The following is a 23229-nucleotide window of genomic DNA, read 5'->3' as shown; positions in this document are numbered from 1 at the left end:
GCTTGCGCTTATTGTGAATGGAGGCAGACTGTATTCAGCAATTCCAAAACTTTTCTTTTATAACCCACAAAATCAAATGATGTCAAACATTTTTTCTGAAGATGGAGAGACTCTGTTCTTTCTTTGCTGATGTTTTTTGAAATGGCATTACCAAGCGCTTCTGGATCATCGGGATTGATCAGATCGCCCAGATTTCCATTCAACAGGGCATCCACACTGCCATCTTTATTGCCGGCAATAACCCTGCACCCACAGGCAGCAGCTTCAATAAAGCTAATGCCAAAACCCTCACCTTTGCTCGGCATTACAAAAGTATCTGCCAATAAATAGTGCGCTATAATTTCGCTATCGGGAATAAATCCGGTTAAGGTAACCTGGTTCTGCAGGCCATATTCGTTTATCAGGTTTTTAATCCTCTTTTTTTCCTGTTCATCGGCTTTTCCGGCAAGAATATAATGCGCATCTGGAAAATTCTTCATTGCTAGCAATACCTGATCGTAACCTTTATATTGTTCTTGGTTTGATAATCTGCCTAATGTGAAAAGTATTTTCGTGTCCAGGTCCAGTCCATAACGTTCAAGTAGTGAAACTGGCTTGTTGAAATGAGATGGTGAGTTAAAAAAGGGATCTAGGCAATTGTTCAATACTTTGATTTGATCTGCCTTGATTTGATGTACTTCAGCTACGCGGCCGGCTGTAAAGTTACTCACCGCCCATATTTCTACATTTTTTTCGATGAAAATGGTTTTCCAGGGACTAAGTTCTTTCCATACTTCAATGCCATGGGCAAACAATACGATTTTTTTTTGAGGTTTAATTTTCTTGATCAGCCATGCAAACAACAAAAGATTGATGTGACTTAATACAATCACATCAGCATTGATTCCCATTGAAAGTGTACACAGGCCAAAAACCATTTTTTTTCCTGCAAAACCTTTAAATGAATTGTTTTGCACGTAACGCAGATCAGCTTGCGTATCGTAGAGACTATTTACCTTGTAATCCTGAATAGCTGATTCCTTTTTTAGATCGCATAAGACCTTTGCAAATGCCCGGGATACTTTTTCAATTCCACCTGTTAAACTGAAAGTATGTAGAGTAAGAAATAGTATTTTTTTGCTTTTCAATTTGTCTTTTCCGAGCCCTTGAATACTTGATAAATTGCCATTATCTTGCTCCAGTGTAAATTTCCCCGCCGAAAATCATCAAGCATTGCTGAAGCGAATGTATTTCCGCCCGTTTTTATTGAATTGAGAAAGTGCTCATCTTTTCTCAACCAGTGTTGAAAAGGGAAAGTAAAGCCCATTTTACTGCGGTCCCAGATGGCTCTGGGAAGTATGTCTGAAAAAGCTTCAATCAAAAGCGATTTTGGGCGGCCACCTTCAAATTTGATTTCGCCATCCGTTGCAGCCAGGGTTGCAAGCAAGTGCTGATCTAAAAAGGGAACCCTAACCTCTACACCATGTTGCATGCTCATGGTATCGGTATCTTTAAGCAACTGGTTTTGCATGTACAGGTTACATTCTAACCAACTGGCTCTTTCGCCGTCTTTTAAATGATTGGGAACTGGGATTATTACAGCACTTTGAAGTACCTGATCAACCTCCGCAATCGAACACGATAACAGCCCGGCGATTTCGTCTGGAGTGAATATGCCCCTTAAAAAAAGATACTCGCCAACCGTATTGCGGTAACTTAAATAATATGACCGTTTTAACGAAGCTTTTTTAAAACGCAAGCTTTTTCTGAGAATGAACTGAGGGAGTTTCTTTAATTGTCTGACCCATCGCATCCGTTTGAAAGAAGGATAACCACCAAACAGTTCATCAGAACCAATGCCAGATAGAACAGCCTTTAAGCCGTTTTCTTTAGCGAAATAGTTAACAAACCACGAATTAATGCCATCAGCAGTGGGTTGATCCATGGCTGTTAAGGCTGCGGGGAAATGTTTGAAGAAGAGGGTAGGTGTGATGGTATATTCCGAGTGATCTCCATGGAGTTGTTGGACAACAATATCCTGAAAAACTTTCTCAGAAAATGCTGTTTCCTCAAAATTGATCGATACGGTATTGAGTTTGCTTAATTCGGGGTTGTTGCTGGTTAGAATTTTATCGGCAAGTAAAGTCAAAATGCTACTGTCGATCCCACCACTTAAAAAAACACCGATTTTAGCATCGGATAAAAGATGCTTTTTTACCGAAGCGTATAAACTTTGTTGCACTGCGGTTTTCGCTTCTATGTGATTTTTGATTTCTTTTACAGCATGCTGTTGGACATAATCTTTGATCTCGAAAGTATCCGAGTGATGTTGCCAGTCCAGATAATGTCCTTTTGCCAACATCATCACTTCGCTAAAGGTGGTGTATGGTTCAGGCAAATGGCCAAAAGCCAGAAAAAGGATCTTCCAGTCAGGCCGTTCGTTATAAGTATAGCCGGTCTCTGCAAAGGCTTTAACTTCCGAAGAAAAAACCAGATGTTTTTCGATTGCACGAAAATATAAGGGTTTAATACCCGATGGGTCACGTACCAGGTAGCTATGTTGTAGATCAGCGTCATACAAACAAAAAGCAAACATGCCTTTTAACTTATCGAAACCCTCAACTCCCCACGCGGCATAGCTGGCTAAAATAACCTCGGTATCACTCTCGGTCTTAAACTGAAAGCCGAGGTCCTGAAGCTCTTTTTTTAACAGCTGGTAATTATAGATCTCACCATTAAAAGAAATAACCAGTTTTCCATTATGATAAAGCATGGGCTGATGTCCTTTGGGAGATAAATCGATCAGGGCAAGACGCCTATGGCCCATTACAATTCCATCGCTGGCATTGACGTAAAAACCTTTATCATCAGGGCCGCCATGAGCCATTAGCGTGCACATGCCTTTAACTTCTGCCTGAAGTAGATCGATTGATCTGCTGCTATCTATAATTCCCGCAATGCGGCACATCTGTAAAGGGTAATGGTCATTTGATATTTTATCGGCCGGGCACAGCTTCGCCCCCTCAGTCACATTTTATTTTCAAAAATGTACTGATATTTATTTTTTATAAGCTGCTGAGCTTAAAACATCAGCTCTATTTAACAAAGGGCCAGCCTGATCCCTCACTTCTTATCCAGCACTAAATCGGCTCTACAAATGCAACTGAGGTGTTAATTTCAATCGCATAGCCCATATTCTGTAAACGTAAAATAATACGTTGTTTATTCTTTATCGATACCAGTTCAGCCAGGATTCCCTTAAAGGGACCGGCTTTGATCAGCACACGTTCACCAGGTTTGATGTCGTATTCAAAAACCTCAAGTTCTGCATCTGTAGCGAGCAGGAGTTTAAGATCTTTAATTTGTTGTTCGGGTATAGACGCTATTTGGCTGGAGAAATAGATAAATCTGGCGATGCCATTGGTCATCAAAACTTCAGCATATTCTTTGGCCGAAATATACACAAACAGATAAGACTTAATCAAAGCCTCTTCAACTATTTTTTTACGGTCGCTCCATTGTTTAACCGTCTTTTTTAGCGGGAGGTAAGAGGTAATACCCTTTCTCATCAGCTCCTCATGAGCCTTTTTTTCAGCCCTTGAACGTGTGAAAACTGGATACCATCTATAATTTTGATCTATCATATGGTTAATTGCATAAACTACAAGAACCGGTTAACTGTATTTTTGATGGGCATTAAACAATTAATCGTTGTTTTTCTAACCATCCCCCTCATTCCTTCCATTTCTCACTGCCATCGAATTAAACAGTTACCAATTAACCTACTTTTTTTTCCAAAACATCCACCACTTTCTGTTCTCATCATCATAATACCCTGACCCGGAATAACCACTGTAATCAGAGTAGTAATAAGTGCTATTTCCTCCTCCACGGGAGTAGTCGGTTGTATAATAATTCGAATAAAGGGCATCATCACCAAATGCATTTAAGATAATGGCCAGATTACTCAATCCGTATTCCCTTGATAATCGCTCAGGGATATTCGCTGCACGCTGTTGGGAAACCCCGGAGCGGATAACAAATATATTTACATCAGATTGTCTGATCAGCGGAATGGCATCCGAAACTAAACCAACCGGAGCGGTATCAACCAATACATAGTCGTAATCTTTCTCCAGTTTTTTTAGCAGCTCCTGCATGGCCGCTGTATGCAATAATTCGGAAGGATTTGGTGGTACCGGTCCCGATGGAATAAAGTCGATATGATGTACATCATCATGAACCAATACATCTTCTAGTGTATGCTGTCCCGATAATAAAGAGCTCAGCCCCTTTTTGTTATCGTTGTCAAATATCCTGTGTAATTTTGATTTACGTAAATCTGCCGCAATTAATATTACCCTTTTTTCAATCAAGGCTAAAGTGCCGGCTAGGTTTACGGTAACAAAAGACTTTCCTTCACCGGAAATCTCTGAGGTTACACAAATAATTTTACTTTGCTTATGGCTGGCAAGAAAACTTAAATTTGTTCTTACAGACCTAACAGATTCAGCGAAAACTGATTTTGGTTTTGCAATAGACAACGCCTGCCTGCTGTCCTGATCAATAAAATCGGGGAATTTGCGGATCACACCGATGATCGGCGTATTGGTTAAACCTTCTACGGTTTCTTTGTCATAAATGTATGGATTTAAAAACCTAACCAATAGGATCAGGCCGAACCCTGCTGCCAACCCAAACATAATAGCCATGGTATATGCCCGCTTATCATTGGGAGATATAGCGTAATAGGACGGATAAGCAGGATTAACAATGGCTGCACCTGGAACAACTGCAGCAGCAGCCATCTCGGCTTCTAATTTCTTCTCGGCTAAAAAGGAGCGGACTTTATTGTTGACATCAAAATTTGTCTGAAGCTTGACATAGTTTTGTTCTTTGGACGGAATATTTCCCATGCTTTGATTAACTTCATCTATCTGCTTGTTAATATAGTTAAGGGTCTGCTCATTACGGATGCGCATATTCTGTATATTGTTTCTAATATTCAGTTTAACATTCGAAATCTGTTGTTCTACCTGTTTAACTGGTTGAGAATCTGCTGTAAACTGGTTTAACTTTGCCTCTCTCGATGCCAATAGTGCGTTAAGCTGTCCTAGCAATGATCCAAGGCCATTTGAAAGATCGCTTTCCAGATCTAGGCCAATTTCAATTTTGCTCCGGTTTGTTTTAATCTGGTCTTCCAGTAGTTTGATGCCAACCTGCTTCAGGTTTAGTTCTGTTTTTTGTTTTTCAAAGTCAGATAATCTGCTGATGGTAGAGGATGCTGTAGAAGACAGGTCTACCATTTTATTGGCCGTTTTATAATTGGCGAGTGTACTGCCCGATTTGTTGGCTTCGGTATTGATAAAACCTAGTTGGGTATCAATGAATTCAACAGTTTGTTTGGCTGATCTTTGTTTTTGGATGATATCATACTTTACATACTCTTTCATGATGGCGTTAAGAATGTCAGATGCAAATATCGGATTGGCATCTGTTTGACTTAAACTCATTACGTTGGTAAAACGTGCAGCCTCACCTATATAAAGGCCATTCATCGCACGGCCGATAAAATCTTCTTTGCTATTAAACCGAAACTGATAGGTGCCGCTTTCGGGGATTTTACTTTTTATGCGAAAGGTGGTATTGCCCATGTTGATGTCCTGCCCGTATCGATAGGTCATTGTCTGACTCTTTTGATCGGCTGGAAAAATTTTAAAATGGTTATCATCACTGCGGCTTACCTCGAAAAGTGCCCGGCTAAAATTTAAGCTGTCCTGTTTTATAATTTCAATTATAAAAGGGATGGTAGGATAGAGCTCTGCGGTACGCACCCGTCCTTTGATATAGTAACTGATCTTATAATCGATATTTTTAATGGCATTTAAAATGACCTCATTGCTTTTAATGGTGAAGCTTTCAGACTGGATTTTATCCGTATAACTGAAAGAAGGAGATGCCATATCCTTTCCCGATCCCGGATTACTTTCCGCAAGTTTAAGTGATGCCCCGGTCTGATAAATGGGAGGTGTGTACCAGAGATAGAGCCATGCAAAACAAAGTGCTATGCATACCGTGCAGGCTACCCAATACCATCGGCTGAGGAAGACCCTGAAGATTTTATAAAAATCTATGGTTTGGCTGATTGCTTTTTTAGGATTAAAATGTTCAGTATTTTCCATTAACGGGAAACGGTAAAAATTAATAGTGCAACATTTATCACAACCAATAAAGGCTGTATCACATTGTTATAACTCTGCAGTCTCTCACTAAGTGCTGAGTTCTTAGTAGGCTGGAGGATTAATATATCGTTATTTTGTAATATCAGTTTATTGCTCGTAAGACTATTGATGTCTGTTAAGTTAACATAAATAATTTCAGGCGACTTCCGGTCCCCCCGTATGATTTTCAATGTCTTAGGATCTGCTGTTTTGGTAATCCCCCCAGCCTCACCAATAATATCTATTAAGCTGGTATTATCATTTGCCAACAGAAAGTTACCCTGTTTATTAAATTCTCCAAGTACTGTAACTTTTAAATTTACAACCGTTAATTCAATAATTGGATCTTTTAACAGCTTTTGTTTATATATATCCTGAATTTTGTTGGCCGCCTCGCGTCTGGAAAGACCAACTACTTCGATTTTGCCGATAGCCGGCAGGTTAACTTTTCCATCTGGCTCCACAATGTAGGCTGTTCCGGCAGCTGCCTTACCATCTGACGAACTGTAAGTTAAGCCCGAAGAGGTAGCGCTTGTTGTACCTACCGCACCGAACTCAGGATTTTGAAGGTTTCTTATTGTTAGCTGATCATTAACCTTAATCCTATAAAAATTGTCACTGTTTCCCTGGTCATTAACCACATAAACTTGTTTTATGGTGTCCGTTACTAAATCATACGGAGAATTGAATAGTGTACGCTGTCTTCTTACAGAACAAGAACTACTCATTATTAATATAACACTGCATATGAATAGAGGAATTAAAAGTTTCTTTTCAATCATAGAAAGTACCTGTTTGTTTTATAAGAGTCAAAAGTAACCCTTAAATTCTAAAAAACTTGAATTAAAAAAAAAGTAGAGAAATAAGGAGTAAATAGTGCTGCAATTATAAGCTTAATTTATTTATTGTGTATTACATATACTACGGATTATTTGTTGTTTTGTTATTTTTTTAGCTTTAAAAAAATGTTAAACTTCAGATTTACAGTTATTTATGTATTTTTTTTAGTTGTTGATTTTTGTCAATGGATAAATGGCATTAAACGTGCAGCGGTTTGTTTTTTCAATACCTTTGTATCGGTCGTCCCTTATTCTAAAAAAGCCCTCGGCTTTAAATATTTTTAATGATGCAATACCTTAAAGTTTTTGTTGTTTTTCTTCTTGTTTTGTGTGGGGTTCTCGAAGCTTCTGCTGATGGTTGTGCGCTAAATTATGCTACAGCAAACGAAGTTATCTACTATGGCGTTTTAGGAGGTACCCGGAACTTTGGTAGCCCTGTTGCCTATAACAATGCAAACCCAGCCTATCAAACTGCTTGTCCAAAGTATGATTATAATTCAGCTGTTGAAAATGGTCTATCATGTAGGATAAATGGAGTGATAAATTCTTCTTTTAGGTATATTCCGACTTTTACTTTTATAGCCTGTCCGATCGACGATTATTTACCTTGGCTATTTGTGTTTGGTGGTTTTGCCGCCGTTCTTGTAATTCGTTCACGTGCAAATGTCAATGCCTTTAATTTGTAGCTTCACAAAGCCAATGTGCCTAATGGAATTAACGTCTTTCAATAGTTTTGTTGTTAACACTATTACTCGCCTATTGATTTGCTAGACAAATTTTATTTGCTTTTGTTTAATGCAGATTGTAATTCTCATCCTCAATTCAAGTTCAACGACCAATCGTTTAATGGCCTTCAGGTATAGTTAGGCGCTGCATACAGTTTGCAATAATAAGATTGACTGTCACTTAATAATTAACTTCCATTATAGAATGTCAACATCTGTCGTTCTGATGTGAACGGTAAAAATTTATTCGGGCTGTAATATGAGGTCTTGGTAGCTTTTTGATTTGGATTAAACTTGCTGAAATTCTTACTATCCTACTCAAAATTAGTCTGGAGTCGTTTATTTTTGTATGATTATGTAGTATTTTAAGACTTTTTTGAGTGTCTTTGTATATCTTTGTAAAAGATATAAGTGTATTATCATTGTATGAAATCAAGAGCTTTTTTGATCCTCCTTTCGGTAATTTTGGTCTATTCCAGTAGTTTTGCAGCTAATGGATGCCAGATTGGTTCTGGTTCTGGTTCTAGGGTTTATATCAATACATCGACTCAGTGTGGTATATGCCCCGGTACTAGAGAGCCATGGAGTAACGGAAGCAATTATATTGTTTTTAGCAATGCTGCAACTGAATGCAATTCTTCGCCGTACAATAATGTTAATGTACAATATATTAAAACTGGCCAGATATCATCCAGAACGAATGCTTTCGGTAATACGTTATGCTATGTTACGGATGGGTTTACTTATACTTTGGGTACATCAGTGAGCTATATAACTTACTATAATTGTCCGTTAGGCGACTATTTTTTTCTTTTGGCAATTCCATTAATCTTCATAGCGCTGAAACATATTGTAAACGCGAGTAGGCTTCTTATTAACTGCCAAGGCCTTAATGAGTTAGGGTAGCCTTATTGAATAGTGTGCGTCAACTTATTTATCCGTTTGTAATCAGGTATCTGGCTATAGTTTTTTGTAATTGCTGTTGTGTCCAAAGAGTAAATTACCTATTTATTTTAATAATGGTTAGGTTTTTTCCTAGCTCAATTATAATTCACTGGTGGAAGCGTTTGTTATGTGATTAGTTGTCCCTTTCCAAACAAAAATTCCGTCTTTTCTACATAATGGTTATTAGGTTTTTACGATTTTATATTCCCGTTTTCCAATTATCTTTTTGTGCAAAAATTCTAATAATTATTTGTTAGAACACCTTATCACTGGCATAGTTGTTTGATCCAGATAAATTTCTTTTGTATCACCACCGCAATCCACACTTTTCGGGATTGACTAGTTGTATTAATCACATTGCTAGTCCAAACTTTCGCCTGTAAATACTTCCCTTATTCAGCGATCATCATTGCTTTTTCTAATAGTTGCATAAATTTTCCGGAATTATATCTTTAAAAAACTTCTCGTTCATTTTGTTCATGACAATTGTCAAGAATTTATGATTTTATTTCAATCGAATTTTTTGTTTTTTCTTTGTTCATGCGCTCTTTAGACCATTTTTGACGAACTATAGCGTGAAATAAGCGTGTCATATTCTATTCATATTCACTCTGTTTGGTAATTTAATTGTTCATTTTTGGCTAAATTTGTAATATTAATCTTACGGTTATTTGGGGGTTTGTGTTGGTTTGTATCATCACTTGGTTCCAAAATTTAGTTGTCTATTATTATAATTTTTTTTATCGCAGAACATCTCTGATCGTGGGCGCTACGTATGTGCACCCATTAGTACCAAACAATAATGTCGAAATCTCTCTTTTTAACTGTCTTATCAACTGTTTTATTTTTCTTGTTTATGTCACCATCATTTTGTCAAGTCACTGGACGTGGCTGCAACTTGGGAAATTCTGTAGCAACACAATTTTTAGGAACAGCCATTTACAATAGTGACCCTAGTCAATCTGTTCGCATTTATAAAGCCAGCTCTCCTATTGTACCCATAATTACAGGTAATGGCTACAGCGGATATAGATGTGGCTATATAAATGTATATCCCGCAGGTACCAGATATGTATCTGCTACAAATTCTAGCGTGCCCTATAACGCAGCAAATGAAATTACTGCAACCTACAGTACAAGGTGTGCAACTGCCACTTCTTATTCTCCAAACTTTATTAGCGGCAGCGGTAATGAAGGAACTGAGGTCGATTATAGATATAACGATCCTGCATATTATTCCGATGCAGATCCAAATTATCCCTGTACCAATCAGCCAAATAATCTACCCATGGATGATTATATGCCTTTTATCATATGCTCTACTGGAGTTTTTGGTATCATCATTATTCGTAAAAAAAGATCAATTAGTATGTAGTCTATTACTTTTGGTATTTCTTGTAGTTCCTTAGTTTGTATCTAAGGACCATAATGTTGATATAGTATTGAACAAAAAGAACGTAGTTTTTAGTTTAAAGCGGTAGTAACTTCGCGTATCAATACAGCGATGTACTACATGAAATATTATATTTTAGGTCTTTTGTTCTTGTTGTTGTTTAATTTGAGAGCAGGTGCAGCTGAGACTGGATGTTTAATCCCGAATAATGTTATTTACCAGCAAGGTACGCTGTTGAATATCTTGGGTTTTCAGGTTTTTGAACGGGCTGGGACGCAGCACGTAATGTTGCCAGCAAACTATTGTAGCTGGACACCAACAAGCGGTACAACATGCTACGTTTGTACTACTGTTGCTGGTTTATGTCTGAGTGGAGCAACGCAAGGTTACTATAGTACAAACTTTAATCCGGTCCAATGCAATCTCGATGATTACACCTGGACCCTTGGTGCAGCAGCTGGTTTATTCGGTGTATTCATCATCAGAAAAAGAAATAAACTATAGCTACCAGCTTTCCTTTTGTCCAATGCCATCTTTCAATTAATCTGCTAAGGTTAGCGTTTCTATTCTCTATATTTGACAGTTTTCAGCTTAAAAAAGTCGAAGAATCCGCGTTTGGTAACCATGAAGATATCCCTTATCACCGTCGTTTACAATGGAGAAACATTCTTACAAGAGTGTTTTAATTCTGTAATGGCGCAAACCTATTCAGATATAGAATACTTGGTGATTGATGGGGGATCGACAGACAGAACGTTAAATATTATTCAGGAGAACCAATCTCATATTGATTATTTTGTTTCAGAAAAAGATAAAGGTTTATACGATGCCATTAATAAAGGGATCCAGAGGGCAACAGGAGAGGTGATCGGAATCTTAAATGCCGATGATTTATTTGCACACCCTGATGTATTGGCATCAGTAGCCAAAACCTTTATCGATCAGCCGAAGATAGATGGACTTTATGGTGACCTCAACTACATCCATCCAAAAACACATAAAATTATCAGGACCTGGAAATCACAGCAAAACACCTTTCAGGATCTTAAAAAAGGCTGGATGCCCGCACACCCTACATTGTATTTGAAAAGATCTTTGTTTCAGAAAAACGGCGATTATGCCTTAGATCTGGGTACCGCTGCCGATTACGAATTAATATTGCGTTACTTTTATACCCATAAAATAGAAGCGGTTTACTTGCCTATCTTAATGGTGAATATGCGTATTGGAGGAGTAAGTAACCAATCTGTGATGAGCAGGGTCTCTGCCTTTGTTAATGATTATAAAGCCTTAAAAAGGAATAAAATGCCCTTGCCTTTTTGGGTATTGTTGCAGAAAAAGGTAAGCAAACTCAGTCAATTTTAGTGTTAATAAACAGCACTTTAGCACTATTTGTAACTTGGAGGTTTAAGGTTTGGAATTTTTTGTTGTCTGTTTAGTATGACGTAAATCGATTATTTTGATATATGTCATGTTAAACATTTTACATCACAATTTTGTTTACCTTAGTATAGTTATATTTGCTCGCAAGTCCCTATAAGTTTTGCTAAAAGATATTCTGAATACCAGCCCTGACTATTTCTGTATAGCCATATTTATTTTGGCTTTTTCAATCGTAATTATTAGTATTCCAAGTATAATCTATACTTCGTTAAAATATGGCCTTTTTGATAAGAACGACCTGTACCGTAAAAATCATAAACGCAACATTTCACGTTTAGGTGGCTTGGCCATTATAGGTAGTTTTACCGTATGTATTTTGCTTTTTTCGGCCATTATAAATTTTAAAGAAGCTAATTTTTTAATCGCATCGTGCATTATCCTTGCGGCTCTTGGCTTAAAAGACGATGTTTATGGCACCAATACCAGTACAAAATTTATTTTGCAGATCGTAGTCGCTTTTATCCTGGTTTTTTTCGGTGCTTTTCGTTTAACAAGTTTGTACGGTGTGTTGGGTATAGGAGATATGCTGCCTTTGTGGGGAAGCCTTTTTTCGATTGCATTAATTATTTTCCTGAATAATGCATTCAATTTAATAGATGGCATTGACGGACTGGCAGGTGGAATCGGCATTTTAACGAGCATGGCTTTCGGTATTTTGTTTTCCTTGATGGGGCAAGTGCCCTATGCATTTATAGCCTTTGCCCTTGCGGGTGCCATTGCAGGCTTTTTAAAATACAATTGGTTTCCTGCTAAAATATTTATGGGCGATACAGGCGCACTGATCATCGGGCTTATTTCTGCTGCCCTGGCCATTAAGTTTATAGAGCTCAATAAGTTTACAGGTGAAAATAAACCTGCTTTTTATTCTGCGCCAGCAATAGCAGTAGCCATACTGATCGTACCCATTTTCGATTCATTAAGGGTTTTTACCATCCGTATTTTAAAGGGAGGTTCTCCGTTTAAGGGAGACCGTAACCACATCCACCACCGTTTAGAGCAGTTAGGGTTTAAGCCCAGCTGGATCGTAATTTCTACTGCCGGTTTTAATCTGGCTACAATAGCAGCCACTATTTTCCTCCAGCATCTTGGAAATTTTGTATTGATCTTGCTCATTATCAGCCTCTGCGTTGCGTTCAATACCTTGCTTACCTTAGGCCTGCTTAAAAAAAAAAGCAGGTAAAATTAATTTAGCATATTTTCCTGCAGTTCAGAAAATTAAATTCATTTTTCGTAAAGCTAATGTAGTGCCTATCGGTTAGGGCAGTCCTTCTTTCCGCTCCTATCTTTTTGTGAAAGTTAGCTGAGTGTTGTAGGTTGTTGAAACAAAAAGGATAGCCGCTACAATAAGGTTTATTTAACCAGGGCCTGTAGCACAAAACCAGGGGCAGCTTTGTATCGGTTTCCCTGCAGATCAGGAGTACCCAGCCCCGGTCGCAGCGGCATCCCCGGAGCGCAGCAAGGGATATAGCGAAGAACGGGAACAAACATCAATAGCTGTACAGGCTTTGCGCTCTAAAAAAAGAACCTTATCATTTTAAAAAAGCAGCTGACTTTGCACTCTTGAAATAAATTTTAATTTTTAGTAAAGCAGGTGTAGTGCCTATCGGTTTGGGCAGTCCTTCTTTCCGCTCCTATCTTTTTGTGAAAGTTAGCAGAATGTTGTTGGTTGCTGCTACAAAAAGGATAGCCGCTACAATAAGGTTTATTTAACCAGAGCCTGTAGCACAAAACCAGGGGCAGCTTTGTATCGGTTTCCCTGCAGATTAGAAGTACCTAGCCCCGGTCGCAGCGGCATCCCCGGAGCGTAGCGCAGGGATATAGCGAAGAACGGGAACAAGCCTTAATAGCTGTACAGGCTTTGCGCTCCTAAAAAAGAACTTCATTTTTTTTAAAGCAGATGAGAAAAATAGCCGCTGCAACAAGGTTTCATCATCCCTTTTCCATCTTGTATATTCAGGTCTTTGCTTTGATAAATAAATACTAATTTTGCGCTCTAATTTTTATAATAATGAGGCTGGCAATAAATGGTTTTGGTAGAATAGGAAGAACATTTTTACGCTTAGCATTGGCTGAGGGATTTGAAGTAGTGGCGATTAACGACCTGGCAGATGCCAAAACGATGGCTCACCTATTTAAGTACGATACTGTTCACGGTGTTTTCGCTGGGCGTGTTTCTGCAAAACCTGATGCACTGGTAATCAATCAGCTTTCTATTCCGGTTTTCGCTATCAAGGATGCCGATGAATTGCCTTGGTCGGCACTTAGGGTAGATCTGGTTATCGATTGTACTGGTAAAAATCTAACCAAATCATTGGCAGAAAAACACATTACATCAGGCGCAAAACAGGTGCTGATCTCAGCCCCAGCCGCTGATGATATTCCGATGGTCGTATTAGGTGTAAACGACTATCAGATTGATTTAAGTAGTCCTGTATTATCAAATGCCAGTTGTACAACGAATAATATTGCCCCGATGATTAAGATTTTGAACGATAACTGGGGTGTTGAAGAGGGGTATATTACGACCATCCACTCGATGACAGGTGATCAGAATCTGCATGATGCGAACCATAAAGATCTTCGCAGGGCAAGGGCCGCTTCATCTTCCATTATTCCAACCACAACAGGGGCAGCAAAGGCCATTACCCATATTTTTCCGGAACTGGATGGCCGTTTAGGTGGGGCAGGAATCAGGGTTCCTGTTTTAAACGGATCGTTAACCGATTTTACCTGCCTGCTAAAGAAGAAGACAAGCATAGAAGAAATTAATGCAGCTTTTAAGCACGCTGCACAAAATGAATTGAAAGGTCTTATTGAGTATACTGAAGATCCAATTGTATCAGTCGATATTATCGATAATCCACATTCCTGTATTTTCGATTCGCTATTAACCTCTATCGTTGGCGATCTGGTTAAAGTGGTGGGCTGGTATGATAACGAATTTGGTTACAGCAGCCGTTTGATTGATGTGGTGAAAAAAATTGATCAGCTTGGTAAAGGCTAAAACGTAGGGCTGGTTTATTGCTTTATTAATCAATAGTTACATGGTTAATTGCCTGGTGTAATCGGTTAATTCATTTCCAAAAAACAGTTCAAAACACAGAATTATTAATCGGTTAATCGACTCCTATCTCAATGTCATTAAGTTAAGCGTTTTTAACCACAGATGTACTCAGATAAACACGGATTTTTATATCTGTGTGCATCCTTTCTATCTGTGGTTAAATTATTTTTGCTCGTGCCGAATGGCTACTTAACGACATTGAGGATGCCGCTAGGCTTGAGGCTAAACACCTTGGAACTGCAAGAAAATACAAAACGCCTAAATAATTTCTTTGCTTTAAGTGTAAAGATAGCGCAGCCATTATTTTCAACTTATTTTTGATACCTGCTCAGTGCGTATCTAAAATGTTAAAAATTCTGGCCGATATTATTATCGGGTTTCAATTGCTTTATTAACTTTGCAAACGTTTGCAGTGCATCCAATAGCAATATCTTCACACTTGGTGTAAGCTAGCTGATATTAAAAATATGGTCAAATTTATTCTTCCAGAAGAAGTACTGCCTTTAAGAAGCCTGGTTTTGCGCAATGGCAAACCATTCGAAGCATGCGGTTTTGAAGGCGATCTTGCCTACGATACCTTTCATCTTGGTTTTTTAAAAGATGGAGAAATAAAATCAATTGCCACCTTTATGCGGAACGATTTTTTCCCGGAAGAAGGAGAGGGCTATCAGCTTAGGGGCATGGCCACCCATCCCAATGCAGTTGGAAATGGTTATGCTGCTGCACTGGTTACTTTTGCCATTGAATACCTGAAAGAATATAAAACCGATTACTTATGGTGTAATGCCCGTTCAACGGCAGCAGCTTTTTACAAGAAAATCGGCTTCACTACCGAATCGCCAGAGTTCGATATCCCTGGCATCGGTTTCCATTACGAAATGAAATTAAACTTAAATCAAAAATAATTAAACATGAATACAATTGACCAGTTTGACTTTAAAGATAAAAAAGCATTAATCAGGGTAGATTTTAATGTGCCTTTAGATGATGAATTTAAAATTACAGACGATAAAAGAATCAGGGCGGCTTTGCCAACCATTTCTAAAATCTTAAAAGATGGTGGTGCGGTTATTTTAATGTCTCACTTAGGCCGCCCGAAAGATGGCCCTACCGATAAATATTCTTTAAAACACATTTTATCTGATCTATCTGCTCTTGTTGGTGTTGAAGTTAAGTTTGCTGATGATTGTATTGGCGAAAGCGCAGTAAAACAGGCAGCTGATTTAAAACCGGGTGAAGTTTTATTGTTAGAGAATCTTCGTTTTTACAAGGAAGAAGAAAAAGGTGATGTTGCCTTTGCAGAAAAATTATCAAAATTAGGCGATGTTTATGTAAACGATGCCTTTGGTACTGCTCACCGTGCACATGCTTCAACTTCAATTATTGCCCAGTTTTTCCCAGATGCAAAATACTTTGGTTATTTAATGGCCTCAGAAGTAGAAAATGCAGAGAAAATATTGAACCACGCAGAAAGGCCATTTACTGCAATTATGGGTGGTGCTAAAGTATCTGATAAAATTCTTTTGATTGAGAAATTGCTGGATAAGGTAGATAACCTGATTATTGGCGGTGGTATGGCTTACACTTTTGCTAAAGCACAGGGCGGAGAAATTGGCACCTCATTATTAGAAGCCGATAAACAAGCACTTTCTTTAGAGCTGATCGAAAAAGCAAAAGCAAAAGGCGTAAACCTGATTTTACCTGTAGATACGGTAATTGCTGATAAATTTGCAAATGATGCCGATAAGAAAGATGTAGACTCTGGTCAGATTCCTGCAGATTGGATGGGACTGGATATCGGTCCAAAATCAGTTGCCTTGTTCCAGGATGTGATTAAAAATTCTAAAACCTTGTTGTGGAACGGGCCGATGGGCGTTTTCGAAATGGAAAGTTTCCAGGTAGGAACTAAAGCTGTTGCAGAAGCAGTTGTAGCGGCTACTAAAGATAACGGTGCATTTTCATTGATCGGTGGTGGCGATTCTGCTGCAGCGATTGCAAAATTCGGCATGGAAGATGAAGTAAGTTATGTTTCTACCGGTGGTGGTGCTTTACTTGAGTATATGGAAGGCAAAGAATTGCCAGGTGTTAAAGCCATTAATGGATAAATATCAATTTTATATATAAACGGGGCCCTTGCAGATCAAATTTGCAAGGGCCTCGTTTTTTTGATGTTTTAAGCAAAGAACCGATGTTCCCACCTCCCACATCAATTTGTGCTGTTATAAGGTTTATTGCAATTATTTCACGATGTTAAATCAGTTTCAAGGTGGATTACCCGTTTACAAAAATGGCCGCCATAAAGGCAGCCATTTAAAAATGATTGGTGAAAAGGTTTAAAAATTACTGGTAGTAGCAGTATCCCACCATAAGCGCGATGCAATGTCATCTTTGCCAGCACTTAAAAAAGTTGCGGCTTCTGCAACGGCGGTGGCATTTCCGGTTCTTTCAGCAGGTACAAATACCAGTCGTTTTATCCACTGATCGGCGGCGATAACACCCCAGTCTGGACTACTGTCATTTTTAGCAACATGTGGGATTTTTGGATATCCTGTCCTCCTAAAATCTACCCAGGCCTCCAAAGTATTGGTAAAAGTAGCCAGGTATTTTTGTGTTATAATTTTTTCCAGCTTCAGTTCATTTGAATCTCCCGCATTCCAGGCTACTGTAATGGTAGAAAGTGGTGTAAAGTTATTTTTACTGTCTTTTGGATCGGTATAGCTGATCGGTTTGCTTGTTGCATCAGCTAGGTAGGCATCCGCACCGGCTGCTCCCCAATCTGCAAACGAGAGGCGTACCCCGTTTTCATAATTTGTTTTAGCATCACCTGCATTTGCCCATCCTCTTAATGCCGCTTCTGCTTTTAAAAATGCTATTTCCGATGCGGTGAATCCTCTTCTGTTTTGGGCAGATTTGAAATCTGCACTCACTGTCGAATATGACACTCTATCATCTTTCGCATTGATGTAAGCACCGCCGCGGATACCTTTATATTTATAAGTAGGATGGTCGGCAACCAAACTTGCATCACTTACTTCGGAAAAATATTTGGCTATGCGCCCGTCCTTTAAACCCACCATAAAAGATTCCATGGTTGCGCCCATCCTCGTATCGTTCCAGTCGAAACTAATCATTGAAACTGGCATAACATTTCCATTTAGCGAAATAAGGAAATTCTCAGCATTGGTCGTAATTAATCCGGCAGGGTCGGCCAGGGCTTTTTCTCCCTGTGCTTTAGCTAATGTAGGATTAACCTTAACCAAACGCATGGCCAAACGCAGGCGTACTGAATTAAGTAATTTTAACCATGAAGCAATGTCGCCCTTATAGCTGGGGTCAAATTTGGTAAAACCCAGGTAAGTGGGGTTGGCTTTGAAATTGGTTTCAATCTGATCTAACTGGGTAAACAGGTTGTTGTACAGATCCGACTCCTTGTCGTATTTGATCGACCCTAAGCCCGAAGTGCCGTAGTTAGAGTAGATTACAGGGCCATGAATGGCTGTTAATTTAGATATTGCCAACACCCTCACCAATTTTGCCCAATCACCGAATAATGGTAGTTTTTTCTCTTCGGCAAGCTGTATCACCTGTTTTGACGGAGACATCACACTGCCATATATACGGTTCCAATAGGCGTCAATCCAACGCAGGTAATAGGTGGTGTTATTTACATTCCCTACAAAAGGGGTTGGTGTACCCATATATCCCATCCAGTTATCATAACACAGATCTTCTTCGATCTGGTGTCCCATCAGGTTAAATAACATTACAGAGAAAGAAGAACCAACCAGATTGAAATCCTGCTCTAACAGTTTATCGGATATTTGATTGGGATTTGTATTTATTTCTTCGAAATTCTTGGTGCAGGAGTTGAGTAGGATCAAAGCAAGTACCATTAAACATAATTTTTTCATCATTTTAAGATATTAGAAGTTTAACTTAAGATTTAGCCCGTAAGAACGTGTTCCAGGTACCGCAAAAACATCGTTAGCCTGCATGCTGTTGTTTGTGCTCATTGCCTGCTCTGGATCGAAAGGTGCTTTCTTATAGAAGAAAAACAGGTTACGTGCGATCAGCGATACCGATGCCGATTTAATGGCTGAACCTTTAACCGGCAGATTATAAGCCAGTGATACCTGTGCTAAGCGGACATTGGTACGCGAGAATACATAAGGTTCCATAATTCCGTTTCTATCGCCTATTACCGAGTAGTAAAGTGCCGGATCAATCGATGTTTGAGGAGCATTGCCCTGAATGGCATTGATTGGAATAGTTCCAGCATCGCGTGCGTCACCTGTTCTTTTGCTTACGCCGTACGAATCGAGAAAAGCCTCAGTTTTAGAGAAAGCTACCCCACCAAACTTAGCCGTTACCAAAGCACTTAAAGTCAGGTTTTTATAGGTGAAGGTGTTATTCCAACCAGTGATGAAGTTTGGATTTAAATTTCCAACATACTCCTGTGTTGCAGCCTTAGTTGGTTTTCCTGCAGCATCTAAAATAATCTGACCGGCAGCGTTACGTGCAAATTTGAAAATATATAAGTCGTTGAAAGACCCGCCTGCCTTAATGATCGAATTAAAACCTTCGCTATCGCTACCTACCTGATAACCGGGATTATCGGCAATCAGCTCAACAATTTTATTTCTGTTCCGCGATAGGTTTACTGATGTGTTCCACCTAAAATTTTCACCTTTTACCGGATCTCCACCTAATGTCAGCTCAAAGCCCTGGTTGGTCACCTTACCTGCATTTACATAGTAAAAGGTGTAGCCAGAACCCGAAGGGGCTGGTAATGATAGAAATTGGTTGGTGCTGTTGTTTTTGTAATAAGTAAAATCAAGGCTTAACCTATCATTTAAAAAGCGGCCTTCTAAACCGATTTCATTACTGGTTATTTTTTCAGGTACCAGGGTTGCAAACGGCGTTTGCGTATTTCTGGTAATCCCGCCTATACCGCTGGGACCACCTGCACCACCTATGGTGTTACCTGGGTTAACAATGTTATAAGGTACCTCATTTCCAACCTGTGATGTTGATGCTCTTAATTTTAAGAAATTGATTTCTTTAGGCATGGTTACCATTTGGCTTATTATTGCAGATAAACCTCCTGAATAGTAAAAATAGGAATCGTTTCCGGTTGTTGCCAGTGTAGATGCCCAGTCATTACGGCCAGACAAGTCGATATAGATCATGTCTTTGAAACCTAAAGAGGCATTGGCGAATACACCTTGTTTTTGGATTCTGCTGTAAGTCTGATTGATGACCAGATTATAGGGCAGGTTTGCGAAACTAAAAAAGTTTGGGTACTGGAGCGGTACCGTACCGTTAGCAAAGGTCATTCCGTCATTAAAGGTGTAATCCTGGATACTCGCTCCCAATACGCTATTTAAGCTAAACTTACCAAAAGTGTTGTCATAACTTAAAATGGCGTCGCTATATAAGGCCTTGTCATTGTACTTGGCATAATTCCACGTACCGTTTGGACTTACGCTTACCGAATTACCGCCGGCAGCATAACGATAATCCAATAGTCTATCATTATAATCAATGTTACCGCGTACATCAAATTTGAAATGCGGTAAGAATGCATATGATGCTTTTGCTGTAGCAATCACCCTGTTGCTGGTAGAAAGTTTTGGGTCATTATTTAATTCCCAATATGGGTTGTTCTGTTTTTCTTCAGTAGAATACCAGTTCTGGGTATACAGATTCCGCGTAGTACTGAAAATCTGGTAATTGGTTTTATAATCATCAAAATTTCTTTCCCGCGCAAACAGGTATAAGCCTGTTAAGGGATTATTATAATAACCAGCACCGGGGCGGTTCTTTGACTTTTCATAAGAGAACCTTACATTTCCACTTAATGTAAGTTTATCGTCAAATAATTTTGTTTCCTGACTGAAGGTAACATTGTGTTTGTTGTAAGTACTAGTGGGTACAATGCCTGATGCGTTATTGTTTCCATATGAAAAATAAGCGGTTGTTCTTTCATTTCCACCAGATACGGATACGGAGTTAATGGTGTTGACGCCGGTCTGGAAAAAATCCTCAATGTAGTTATTTTGGTAACTTCCTTTTGTTTTAGACCAACTGTAATCGCTGCCGGCTACCGCGCCATAGTCAAATTGAAACTCGGGCAATGTTGCCGCGTTGCTAAAATTTATTGTTGAATTTAAGGCGATGGCAATTTTACCGTTCTGGCCTTTTTTGGTGTTGATCAATATTACACCATTAGCGCCCTGGCTACCATATAAAATAGATCCGTTAGCGCCCCTTAGAATAGTAACGGACTCAAAATCATCCTGATTTAATGCTGAAAGTCCATCGCCTCCATCGGTGCCACCATAAGACCCGGGCTGACCACCTTTATTATTTACTACAGGTACCCCGTCGATTACGAAAAGTGCTTCGCTGTTTCCTGTAATTGATTTTGAACCCCTTAATACTGTTTTTGTTGAACCACCCACGCCGGAGTTACTGATGCCGATATCGATACCGGCTGCCTTACCGCTTAAAGCCTCCATAAAATTAGGGCTTCCGGCTTTTGTAAGTTCTGTACCTGCCAGTTGTTGAGCGGCAAAGGTTAGCGCTCGTTTCTCCCGTTTTACGCCTAAAGCGGTAACTACGACCTCTGTTAGGTTTGCATTACCGGAAGGTTTTAATTTTACTGTTACATTGGTCAGGCCGCTGATGTTTACTTCCTGAGCATCCATGCCGATATAGGAAACGACCAATGTTGTCACGTTGTCCGGAACGTTTAATGTAAACTTTCCATCGCTACCGGTAACCGTTTTAGCAGTGGTTCCTTTGGCGACAATCGTGGCTCCGGGAAGAGGAAGTCCAGTCTCGTCGGTTACCAGTCCAGTAATGGTTTTAGCCATTTTCTGATTCACATTAATCGGGTACTTTAGGATCTCGGAAGGGTTTGGGAATAGGTTTTTGTTTGTTGGCCCGGCTTCAGCTTTAACTGCATTTTGCAGGCCAAGTGCAGTAACGGCTAGGAGTGCTAGTTTCCGGAGGCCTCTGACTGTGCTAGGAAATGTTATTTCCAGCGCACAGCTTGTGGAATGAATGTTCCTCATTTTCATACATTTTTTCAGTTTAGTTTAGGTTAATACCAATTAAATTTTCGACGCTCTTCCTGTACTTCTGCAACAAGGCCGTCGTTTTTCTCCTGAACAAAAGACATTGAACTTATACAGCAACTAACATAACATCTAGTGGTTCATGTTATATTATTTGGTTCTTGCCTTTGTTTAATGTATTCTGAAGGGTTTAGACGATTGGTTGTTCGTTGTTTGGTTGATCTTCCGATATTTAATTTGGTAAGTGTAAATTAGTAAAAAACCTGATACAATGTAACAAACTGAAGAAAATAAATTGAAAAATCTCCGCTTTTGCCAATTTATCAAAGCCAGTCTGAATGGAGGCATTTTGACCTGAAAGGCTGTGTATAACCCACACTTGCACGTAAAAGAAATAAGTTCTACCTTTCTGGAATTATCTCAGTAAAGAGCTGATAACGGTTAAATATAAAAACAAGAGCTGCTTAAAAAATGAATTACTATATAAGAAAAAAAATCCATCTGCTTGGATTAGGTTGCCTGTTGATTGCAGGTTTACCCGGAACAACATTTGCCTCAAAACCAGTTAGCGCTGATTACGTTCGGTTGGCTGTTGAGCCTGCAGCATTGATTGGCCGTTGGGACATTACCGTTGACGTAAACGGAAAACCGGCGCCTGCCTGGATGGAAGTTAAACTATCTGGGTATAAAACTTTAGTGGGGTACTTTGTATCTACCGCCGGTAGTGCGCGTCCGGTATCGGAAGTGAAGTTTGATAATGGAAAATTCAGGTTCGAAATCCCGCCACAATGGGAAAGCGGTTCTTCGAATTTAGTTATCGACGGCACCGTGGGCGATGCAGGGATCCAGGGAACAATGACCAATTGCGATGGTAAACAATATAACTGGAAAGGCGTTAAGGCACCTTATCTTAAAAGAACGACAGCACCAGTTTGGGGCAAACCTGTCAATTTGTTCAATGGCAAGGATCTGTCTGGCTGGAAAACCAATGGACCTAACCAATGGATAGTTAAAAACGGTATTTTAACCAGTCCGAAAGCGGGTTCAAATCTGATCTCTGAACAGAAGTATAATGATTTTAAACTTCATGTAGAATTCAAATACGCCAAAGGCGGAAACAGTGGGGTATACTTAAGGGGCCGTTACGAGGTGCAGATTGAGGACAGCAAAAAGGATGCACATCCTAACAGTGTGCTATTCGGTGGTGTTTATGGATTTTTAACAGCCAATGAAATGGTTACACTCGGGGCCGGTGAATGGCAGAGCTACGATATTACCCTTGTTGGCCGTTTGGTAACAGTGGTAGCCAATGGCAAAACCATCATCAGTAACCAGGAAATTCCGGGTATTACCGGAGGTGCGTTGGATAGCAATGAGGGAGAACCCGGGCCTATTTATCTTCAGGGAGATCATGAACCGATCGAATACCGGAAAATCGTTATTACACCGGCGAAATAATTATCTTTTATAGGAGAGGCTGTACCGAGGTGTTGTTTGCAGTGATTATGCTTCGTATTGAAAAAGAAATAACAGTAATA

At 39.4% G+C, this 23229-nt stretch carries 16 protein-coding genes; 9 read left to right on the top strand and 7 right to left on the bottom strand.

The features are described from left to right. Positions 1-8: 8 nt before the first annotated feature. The 5 genes from LQ201_RS04365 to LQ201_RS04345 all read right to left on the bottom strand — a co-directional run bounded on the left by LQ201_RS04365 (position 9) and on the right by LQ201_RS04345 (position 6928). Entirely contained in the window at positions 9-1127 is a 1119-nt protein-coding gene (locus LQ201_RS04365) for a glycosyltransferase family 4 protein (RefSeq protein ID WP_230145515.1), read from the bottom strand. Then, complete coding sequence (gene asnB, locus LQ201_RS04360; RefSeq protein WP_230145514.1) at positions 1124-2947, bottom strand: asparagine synthase (glutamine-hydrolyzing); 1824 nt, start codon at positions 2945-2947, stop codon at positions 1124-1126. Before asnB ends, LQ201_RS04365 begins: the two co-directional genes overlap by 4 nt. A gap of 172 nt (positions 2948-3119) precedes the next feature. Beyond that, entirely contained in the window at positions 3120-3623 is a 504-nt protein-coding gene (locus tag LQ201_RS04355) for a UpxY family transcription antiterminator (protein WP_230145513.1), read from the bottom strand. Positions 3624-3761: 138 nt separating this feature from the next. Then, a complete protein-coding gene (locus LQ201_RS04350; protein WP_230145512.1) occupies positions 3762-6161 on the bottom strand; it encodes a polysaccharide biosynthesis tyrosine autokinase in 2400 nt (799 codons plus the stop codon). Further along, positions 6161-6928: a polysaccharide biosynthesis/export family protein gene (locus tag LQ201_RS04345; protein WP_230145511.1), complete on the bottom strand. Its 768-nt coding sequence runs from the start codon at positions 6926-6928 to the stop codon at positions 6161-6163. Before LQ201_RS04345 ends, LQ201_RS04350 begins: the two co-directional genes overlap by 1 nt. 395 nt (positions 6929-7323) lie before the next feature. Here LQ201_RS04345 and LQ201_RS04340 point away from each other — a divergent pair, with 395 nt between their 5' ends. The 8 genes from LQ201_RS04340 (at position 7324) to pgk (ending at position 16714) form a co-directional block, all read left to right on the top strand. After that, positions 7324-7725, top strand: coding sequence for a hypothetical protein (locus LQ201_RS04340; RefSeq protein ID WP_230145510.1), 402 nt, complete (start codon positions 7324-7326; stop codon positions 7723-7725). Positions 7726-9607: 1882 nt separating this feature from the next. Continuing rightward, entirely contained in the window at positions 9608-10084 is a 477-nt protein-coding gene (locus LQ201_RS04335; RefSeq protein ID WP_230145509.1) for a hypothetical protein, read from the top strand. Between the two features lie 138 nt (positions 10085-10222). Next, the gene (locus tag LQ201_RS04330; RefSeq protein ID WP_230145508.1) at positions 10223-10606 is read left to right on the top strand and encodes a hypothetical protein; all 384 of its coding nucleotides are present in this window, start codon (positions 10223-10225) and stop codon (positions 10604-10606) included. Between the two features lie 120 nt (positions 10607-10726). After that, positions 10727-11467 (top strand): glycosyltransferase family 2 protein, encoded by a 741-nt coding sequence (locus LQ201_RS04325; RefSeq protein ID WP_230145507.1) that lies wholly within the window; start codon positions 10727-10729, stop codon positions 11465-11467. A 178-nt stretch (positions 11468-11645) separates the two neighbouring features. Beyond that, positions 11646-12725 (top strand): MraY family glycosyltransferase, encoded by a 1080-nt coding sequence (locus LQ201_RS04320; protein ID WP_230145506.1) that lies wholly within the window; start codon positions 11646-11648, stop codon positions 12723-12725. A gap of 828 nt (positions 12726-13553) precedes the next feature. Then, positions 13554-14549 (top strand): type I glyceraldehyde-3-phosphate dehydrogenase, encoded by a 996-nt coding sequence (gene gap / locus LQ201_RS04315; RefSeq protein ID WP_230145505.1) that lies wholly within the window; start codon positions 13554-13556, stop codon positions 14547-14549. Between the two features lie 527 nt (positions 14550-15076). Continuing rightward, positions 15077-15514, top strand: a complete 438-nt coding sequence (locus LQ201_RS04310) for a GNAT family N-acetyltransferase (RefSeq protein ID WP_230145504.1) — start codon at positions 15077-15079, stop codon at positions 15512-15514. Positions 15515-15520: 6 nt separating this feature from the next. Then, on the top strand, positions 15521-16714 hold the full coding sequence (pgk, locus tag LQ201_RS04305; RefSeq protein WP_029279640.1) for a phosphoglycerate kinase: 1194 nt from the start codon (positions 15521-15523) through the stop codon (positions 16712-16714). Positions 16715-16942: 228 nt separating this feature from the next. On the opposite strand, the gene LQ201_RS04300 is transcribed toward pgk, so the two are convergent. After that, the gene (locus LQ201_RS04300) at positions 16943-18523 is read right to left on the bottom strand and encodes a SusD/RagB family nutrient-binding outer membrane lipoprotein (protein WP_230145503.1); all 1581 of its coding nucleotides are present in this window, start codon (positions 18521-18523) and stop codon (positions 16943-16945) included. 9 nt (positions 18524-18532) lie between these two features. Next, positions 18533-21694, bottom strand: coding sequence for a SusC/RagA family TonB-linked outer membrane protein (locus LQ201_RS04295; protein ID WP_230145502.1), 3162 nt, complete (start codon positions 21692-21694; stop codon positions 18533-18535). A gap of 468 nt (positions 21695-22162) precedes the next feature. Here LQ201_RS04295 and LQ201_RS04290 point away from each other — a divergent pair, with 468 nt between their 5' ends. Further along, positions 22163-23149, top strand: a complete 987-nt coding sequence (locus tag LQ201_RS04290) for a DUF1080 domain-containing protein (RefSeq protein ID WP_230145501.1) — start codon at positions 22163-22165, stop codon at positions 23147-23149. Positions 23150-23229: the final 80 nt, after the last annotated feature.

Origin of the sequence: Pedobacter sp. Bi126, from assembly GCF_918698245.1 — a bacterium.
Taxonomy (GTDB): Bacteria; Bacteroidota; Bacteroidia; order Sphingobacteriales; family Sphingobacteriaceae; genus Pedobacter.
This window is presented reverse-complemented; position numbering and strand designations above follow the sequence as displayed.

What these genes read in the sequence shown, in the direction of transcription:
- asnB (WP_230145514.1), bottom strand. Translation starts at nt 2,947, where the DNA reads ATGTGCCGCATTGCGGGAATTATAGATAGCAGCAGATCAATCGATCTA.
- LQ201_RS04355 (WP_230145513.1), bottom strand. Translation starts at nt 3,623, where the DNA reads ATGATAGATCAAAATTATAGATGGTATCCAGTTTTCACACGTTCAAGG.
- LQ201_RS04350 (WP_230145512.1), bottom strand. Translation starts at nt 6,161, where the DNA reads ATGGAAAATACTGAACATTTTAATCCTAAAAAAGCAATCAGCCAAACC.
- LQ201_RS04345 (WP_230145511.1), bottom strand. Translation starts at nt 6,928, where the DNA reads ATGAGTAGTTCTTGTTCTGTAAGAAGACAGCGTACACTATTCAATTCT.
- LQ201_RS04340 (WP_230145510.1), top strand. Translation starts at nt 7,324, where the DNA reads ATGATGCAATACCTTAAAGTTTTTGTTGTTTTTCTTCTTGTTTTGTGT.
- LQ201_RS04330 (WP_230145508.1), top strand. Translation starts at nt 10,223, where the DNA reads ATGAAATATTATATTTTAGGTCTTTTGTTCTTGTTGTTGTTTAATTTG.
- LQ201_RS04325 (WP_230145507.1), top strand. Translation starts at nt 10,727, where the DNA reads ATGAAGATATCCCTTATCACCGTCGTTTACAATGGAGAAACATTCTTA.
- gap (WP_230145505.1), top strand. Translation starts at nt 13,554, where the DNA reads ATGAGGCTGGCAATAAATGGTTTTGGTAGAATAGGAAGAACATTTTTA.
- LQ201_RS04310 (WP_230145504.1), top strand. Translation starts at nt 15,077, where the DNA reads ATGGTCAAATTTATTCTTCCAGAAGAAGTACTGCCTTTAAGAAGCCTG.
- pgk (WP_029279640.1), top strand. Translation starts at nt 15,521, where the DNA reads ATGAATACAATTGACCAGTTTGACTTTAAAGATAAAAAAGCATTAATC.
- LQ201_RS04300 (WP_230145503.1), bottom strand. Translation starts at nt 18,523, where the DNA reads ATGATGAAAAAATTATGTTTAATGGTACTTGCTTTGATCCTACTCAAC.
- LQ201_RS04295 (WP_230145502.1), bottom strand. Translation starts at nt 21,694, where the DNA reads ATGAAAATGAGGAACATTCATTCCACAAGCTGTGCGCTGGAAATAACA.
- LQ201_RS04290 (WP_230145501.1), top strand. Translation starts at nt 22,163, where the DNA reads ATGAATTACTATATAAGAAAAAAAATCCATCTGCTTGGATTAGGTTGC.